Origin of the sequence: Aphanothece stagnina RSMan2012 (genome assembly GCF_046764815.1) — a bacterium.
Lineage (GTDB): Bacteria > Cyanobacteriota > Cyanobacteriia > PCC-6307 > Cyanobiaceae > NIES-981.
This window is the reverse complement of record NZ_JBKOUC010000070.1, coordinates 1-1,169: the sequence shown is the minus strand read 5'-3', so window position 1 is coordinate 1,169 and position 1,169 is coordinate 1. Positions and strand designations below refer to the sequence as shown.

The 1,169-nt window shown below is 69.5% G+C and carries 2 protein-coding genes; one reads left to right on the top strand and one right to left on the bottom strand.

The features are described from left to right. Window positions 1-201: 201 nt before the first annotated feature. Window positions 202-564, bottom strand: a complete 363-nt coding sequence (locus tag ACLNEE_RS16735; protein ID WP_412007432.1) for a DUF6152 family protein — start codon at window positions 562-564, stop codon at window positions 202-204. 53 nt (window positions 565-617) lie between these two features. Here ACLNEE_RS16735 and ACLNEE_RS16730 point away from each other — a divergent pair. Continuing rightward, a partial coding sequence (locus ACLNEE_RS16730; protein ID WP_412007431.1) for an MFS transporter occupies window positions 618-1,169 on the top strand: 552 nt, incomplete at its 3' end.

The following is a 1,169-nucleotide window of genomic DNA, read 5'->3' as shown; positions in this document are numbered from 1 at the left end:
ATCCCACCCTGTCCGAGATGATGCACGAGGCCGTGCTGGACGCCTACGGACGCGCCATCCACTTCTGATCGTCTGGTCGGACGGCGCGGCCCCGACGCCGCGCTGTCCGGACCCCGGCGCCCTTCGGGCCCCATGCTTCGGGTCCCGTGCAAAGACAGGCCCGCAAGGCCCTGATCTCTCAGGATGATCCGCGGTCGCGAGTCATTGACTGCCGGGGCGGAGGTCAAAGGACGCGCCGGCCACGACGATCCTCTCGGCCTTGATCACGCGCTGACCCGGATCGCTGGACAGAAGGCCCCGGGCCCTGATCTCGGTGCCTTCGACCAGAAGGGTATCGGTCAGGCCGGTGCGGGCATAGCGCCAGGGCTGGCCGACCTCGATCAGCCAGATCTCGCCACCCACGTCCAGCTTGAGCACGGTATGGGGATGGCCCAGTTGCGCCTGCACGATGCGGCCCGAAACCTCTGCCGCATCCCCGGTCCAGCGCCAGCCGTGGTGCGCCAGCGCGGGACCGGCCGCAAGGCCCGCAGCTAGGGTCAACACTCCGCGTCGTGTCAGGGACATGGCACACCTCACTCACATTCAAGAAATCATACACCGATTCCCGCCCAAACGGTATGACGGATGCGCGACCGCCCGCCCTTTCCGCGGCGCGCGCGCTGCGATACCAAGACGCCATGCGCGCGCCGACCCCGCCCTTCCTGCTTGTGCTGCTGCTCTGGGCGACGGGGCTGGCGGCGGCGGGGCAATTCGGCAAGATCGCCACCGTCTTCGACCTGGCCGCCACCATCTGGCCGGGGGCGTCCAAGGTGATGCTGGGGCTGATGGTGTCCAGCGTCGGCTTTGCGGGCATCGCGCTGGGGGCCACGGCGGGCATGGTGGTGCAGCGCGCGGGCTATCGGCGGATGCTGGTCTGGGCGCTGGTGGGGGGCGCGATCCTGTCGGCGGGGCAGGCGGTGCTGCCGCCCCTGCCGGTGATGCTGGCCCTGCGGCTGGCCGAGGGGGTGTCGCATCTGGTCATCGTGGTGGTCGCGCCCACGCTGATCGCCCAGATCGCGCCCCCGGCGCGGCAGGGGGTGGCGATGACGCTGTGGTCCAGCTTCTTTGCCGTGTCATTTGCGGTGATCTGCCTTCTACGGCAAGGCGGGGTTCCAGCCCATCGCACCGGA

What these genes read in the sequence shown, in the direction of transcription:
- ACLNEE_RS16735 (WP_412007432.1), bottom strand. Translation starts at nt 564, where the DNA reads ATGTCCCTGACACGACGCGGAGTGTTGACCCTAGCTGCGGGCCTTGCG.